Annotated in this window: 4 protein-coding genes; 2 read left to right on the top strand and 2 right to left on the bottom strand. The window is 72.3% G+C overall.

The genetic code is table 11. The features are described 5' to 3' along the window. Positions 1-73: 73 nt before the first annotated feature. Positions 74-1,903: an AMP-dependent synthetase/ligase gene (locus tag AC1D01_RS20930; protein WP_477869673.1), complete on the top strand. Its 1,830-nt coding sequence runs from the start codon at positions 74-76 to the stop codon at positions 1,901-1,903. Positions 1,904-1,916: 13 nt separating this feature from the next. On the opposite strand, the gene AC1D01_RS20925 is transcribed toward AC1D01_RS20930, so the two are convergent. Continuing rightward, positions 1,917-2,612, bottom strand: coding sequence for a sulfite exporter TauE/SafE family protein (locus AC1D01_RS20925; protein ID WP_477869671.1), 696 nt, complete (start codon positions 2,610-2,612; stop codon positions 1,917-1,919). Positions 2,613-2,622: 10 nt separating this feature from the next. After that, the gene (gene hemN / locus AC1D01_RS20920) at positions 2,623-4,056 is read right to left on the bottom strand and encodes an oxygen-independent coproporphyrinogen III oxidase (protein ID WP_477869669.1); all 1,434 of its coding nucleotides are present in this window, start codon (positions 4,054-4,056) and stop codon (positions 2,623-2,625) included. Positions 4,057-4,178: 122 nt separating this feature from the next. Between hemN and AC1D01_RS20915 the strand changes: the two genes are divergently transcribed. Beyond that, on the top strand, positions 4,179-4,852 hold a 674-nt coding region (locus tag AC1D01_RS20915; protein WP_477869667.1), incomplete at its 3' end, for a helix-turn-helix domain-containing protein.

The raw sequence follows: 4,852 nt of genomic DNA, 5'->3' as shown, positions 1-4,852 counted from the left end.
GGCTTGACGTGGCGCAAGCGGCGAAGCCCCTGCGCGCCGGCGACGGCCGGCGATGCGGGGAGAATCGCCGCCGATGAGCCGCACCGATTCCGCCCTGTCCCACGTCCTCACGCTGACCGAACTCTTCGAGGCGCGCGTCCGGCGCAGCCCCGAAGACACCGCCTACCGCCGTTTCGACRCCGCCACGAACCGCTGGGTCGCGCTCAGCTGGCGCGAGGCCGCGGCCGCGGTGCAGCGCTGGACGCACGCGCTGGCCGCGCTGCGCCTGCCGGCCGGTTCGCGCGTCGGGCTGCTGCTGCCGAACGGCGTCGAGGCGGTGTGGGCCGACCTGTCGACGATGGCTGCCGGCGGCGTGCCGGTGCCGATGCATGCGTTGGACAACCCGGCGAGCATCGCCTACATCCTGGGCGATTGCGAGGCCGCCGTGCTGATGGTGCAGGAGCTGGCGCAGTGGGAAGCGATCCGGGCCACCGGCGTCGCGCTGCCGGCCTTGCGCTGCGTCGTCGTGGTGGGAGCGACCTCCGCAACGTCAGCGGCGGCCGGGCAGGGCGGTGCCGTCCCGGTGATCGCCGTGGGCGAATGGCTGGCGGCTGGTGCCCAGGCCGAGCTGCCGGCCACGCCGCCGCGGCACGACGACCTGGCCGCGATCGTCTACACCTCGGGCACCACCGGCAAGCCGAAGGGCGTGATGCTGACGCATGCCAACGTGGTGGCGAACGTGATGGCGGTGCTCGCGCACGTCGCGCCCGGGCCGGACGACGTGTTCCTGTCGTTCCTGCCGCTGTCGCACACCTTCGAGCGCACTGCGGGCTACTACCTGCCGATCGCGGCCGGCAGCTGCGTGGCGCATGCGCGCTCGGTCGCGTTGCTGGCCGAGGACCTGCGCAGCGTGCGGCCGACCGTGCTGATCTCGGTGCCGCGCATCTACGAGCGCGTGCGCGCGCAACTCGACGCGCGGCTGGCCGGCTCGCGCGTGAAGCGCTGGCTGTTCGACGCGGCGCAGGCGGTCGGCTGGCGGCGCTTCTGCCGGCAGCAGGGCCTGCCCACCGAGGCGAGCCCGTGGGCGGCGGCAGAGCTGCTGGTCGCACCGCTGCTCGATGCGTTGGTGGGCCGCCCGTTGCGCGCGAGCTTCGGCGGCCGGCTGCGCGTGGCCGTCAGCGGGGGCGCACCGCTGTCGGCGGCGCTCGCGCGCTGCTTCCTTGGTCTCGGCGTGCCGGTGCTGCAGGGCTATGGCATGACCGAGACCTCGCCGGTGATCGCGGCCAACACGCTGGAGCACAACGATCCGGCGACCGTCGGCACCGCGCTGCAGGGCGTCGAGCTGCGCCTGGGCGAGAACCGCGAGCTGCAGGTGCGCGGCCCGAACGTGATGAAGGGGTACTGGAAGCGGCCGGAGGACAGCGCGCGTGCGTTCACCGACAACGGCTGGCTGCGCACCGGCGACCAGGCGTCGATCGACGACGGCGGCCGGGTGCGCATCCTCGGGCGCATCAAGGAGATCATCGTCACCTCGACCGGCGAGAAGATCGCGCCGGCCGACCTGGAGTTGGCGATCGCGGCCGACCCGCTGTTCAGCCAGGTCTTCGTGCTCGGCGAGAACCGGCCGTTCATCGCCGCGGTGGCGGTGCTCGGCCGCACGCAGTGGCAGGCCTTCGCGCAGTCGCTCGGCGTCGACCCGGTGCCCCCCGAGAGCCTGAACCTGCCGGCGGTGCAGCAAGCCGCGCTGCAGCGCATGGCGCAGCTGGCGGCGGCGTTCCCGCGCTACGGCGTGCCGCGCGCGGTGTGGCTGAGCCTGGAGCCGTGGACGGTGGAAAACAGCCTGATGACGCCGACGCTGAAGCTGAAGCGGCACAACCTGATGGTGCGCTTCGAGCAGGAGATCGAAGGCTTGTACCGGCGCTGACGGGCGACCGAAATCAGGTCGCGCAGAACAGCGCCGAATCCGGCCACAGCCCGTGGCCGAGCGACCAGCCCGAGCCGAGCACCAGGCACAGCCCGGCGAGGCGGATGCTCCACGCGAGTGCGCGCCGGTCGAGCCGGGCCCACAGCACGGGGGCGCCCCACAGCGCGAGCGACGACGCGAGGCCGAACGCGGTCATCACGCCGGCACCGGCCAGCGCGCCGTCGGCCAGGGCCGCAAGCACCAGTGCCGATTGCAGCAGCCCGCACGGCCACGCGACCCACAGGCTGCCGGCGGCGCCGGCCTTCAGCGGGCCGGCCATCACCTGCCAGCCGTCGGCGCGCGGCGCCTGCACCGGCTGCTGCGGCTGCCCGAGCTGTGCGAGCCAGCGCGGCTGCCGGCCGCTGAACAGCAGCCACAGCCCGAGTGCGACGCCGGCCACGTGCAGCAAGGCCCACAGCGGCCGCAAGGCCGGCGTGGCCTGGCCGAGCCAGGCGAGGGCCGAGACGCTCGACGCCACCAGCGCCCCGCCGAGCGCATAGCCGAGCAGGCGTCCGCCCTGGAATGCGAGGGTGGCCGGCAACGGGCGACTGCCACTCGCTGCACTGCAGGTGCGCACGACGGCGGCGCTGCTGGCACCGCACATCGCCGCGCAATGCGCCGAGCCGGCGAGGCCGAGCAGCGCGGCGCCGGTGAGCAGCGCGAGGCTCATCGCTGCACCGTCACAGCACGCGCGAGAAGCGCGCGCCGCCGGCTTCGGCGGGGTGTTTGCCTTCGCGCACCCGGGCACGCGCGGCCTGCAGGTGGCGATCGAACACCATCGCGATTGCGCGCACCAGCAGCCAGCCGCGCGGCGTCACCTGCACGGTCGCGCCGTGGTCATCGTCGATCTCGACCAGGCCGTCGGCCACGAACACCTGCAGCGAGGCCAGCTCGGGCGCGAAGTACGCCGCGCCGTCGACATCGTGCGCATGGCCGAGCGTGGTGAGGTCGACGCGGCCCTGGCACATCAGCGCCATGATCACGTCGCGGCGCAGCAGGTCGTCGCGGTCGAGCGCGAGGCCGCGCACCACCGGGAAGCGGCGTTGCGCGAGCGCCTCGTAGTACTCGGGCAGGGTCTTCGCGTTCTGGCTGTAGCTGCTGCCCATGCGGCCGATCGCCGAGACGCCGAGGGCGATCAGGTCGCAATCGGGCTGGGTGCTGTAGCCCTGGAAGTTGCGGTGCAGCCGGCCGGCGCGGCGCGCGCGGGCGAGGGCGTCGCCGGGCAGTGCGAAGTGGTCCATGCCGATGTCTTCATAGCCGGCGGCGAGGAAGCCGCGGATCGCGCCGCGCAGCATCGCCACGCGATCGGCGCCGGTCGGCAGTTCGGCCGTGACGATGCGCCGCTGCGGCTTGAAGCGCTCCGGCAGGTGCGCGTAGCCGTACAGCGCGACGCGGTCGGGGCGCAACTCGGCGACGCGTGCCACCGTCTCGGCGAGGCTCTGCGGCGTCTGTTTCGGCAGCCCGTAGATCAGGTCGACGTTGATCGATTCGTAACCTTGCACGCGCGCGGCGGCGACCAGCACGCGCACGTCCTCGAACGGCTGCACGCGGTGCACGGCCTGCTGCACCTCGGGCTGGATGTCCTGCACGCCGAAGCTGATGCGGTTGAAGCCGAGCGTGCGGAAGTGCGACAGGCGTGCCGGCGTGACGGTGCGCGGGTCGACCTCGATCGAGATCTCGGCATCGGGCAGCAGGTTGAACGCGCCGCGCAGCGTCGACATCAGCCGCGTCAGCTCGGCATCGCTGAGGAAGGTGGGCGAGCCGCCGCCGAGGTGCAGCTGCGACACCGGCAGCCCGCTGCCGAGCGCGGTGACGTGCAACTCGATCTCGGTGTCGAGTGCATCGAGGTACCCGGCCGCGCGCTCGTGGTGCCGCGTGATCACCTTGTTGCAGGCGCAGTAGTAGCAGACCGATTCGCAGAACGGGATGTGCACGTAGATCGACAGCGGCGCGGTGCTGCCGTTGCGCGCGACCAGCATCCGCTGGTACTGCTGCGCGTCGAATGACTCGCCGAAGCGGTCGGCCGTCGGGTACGAGGTGTAGCGCGGGCCGGGCACATCGAAGCGGCGCAGCAGGTCGTCGTCGAGCGCGGGGGAGGGGTGTGCGGCGTTCATGCCGGCACTGTCGCGCGCGGCGCGCCGTGGCGGCTTGCGTTGGATCAATTGGCGGTCGCACCCTGCCTCCCACAATGCCGTCGAGCCACTCAACCCGATGGAGCGCTGCGGCGCGTCGTGCCATGTCTTCGATGATCCATTTGCCGGTGCTGCCGGACGAACCCGAGTGCATGCTGTGCGAGCGGCGCCACCTGTGTCTGCCGGTGGTGCGCGACGACATCGCGGCCAGCGTGGCCGGCAGCGTGCGGGCGGTGGCCGCGGGGGACACGCTGTTCCTGGAGGACGAGACCTTTGCCTCGCTGTACGCGGTGCGCATCGGCAGTTTCAAGACCTGCGTCGGCGTGCCGCCGCAGCGCGGGCGCGTGACCGGCTTCGCGTTGCCGGGTGACCTGCTCGGGCTGGATGCGATCGACTCGGGCCTGCACCGCTGCCAGGCGATCGCGCTGCAGGATTCCGAGGTGTGCGAACTGCCGTTCGACCAGGTCGAGCAGGCGTTGGCCGCGTCAGGGATGCTGCAGCGCCGTTTCCATCAGCTGATGAGCCGCGAGATCGTGCGCGACCATGCGCTGATGCGGCTGCTCGGGCAGCGGCAGGCGGGGGCGCGCATTGCGGCGTTCCTGCTGGGACTCTCCGAGCGTGCGCAGGAGCGCGGTCAATCGAGTACCGAGCTCCGCTTGCCGATGAGCCGCGAAGACATYGGCAGCCACCTGGGGCTGCGGATCGAGACGGTGAGCCATGTGCTGACGCGGTTGCGTGCGTCGGGGTGTTTGCGTGTTCGTCTGCGTGAGATCGACAT

This window comes from Rhizobacter sp. P3_B12 (assembly GCF_056402895.1).
Note: the sequence above shows the minus strand (reverse complement) of the source record. Positions and strands in the feature narration are given on the sequence as shown.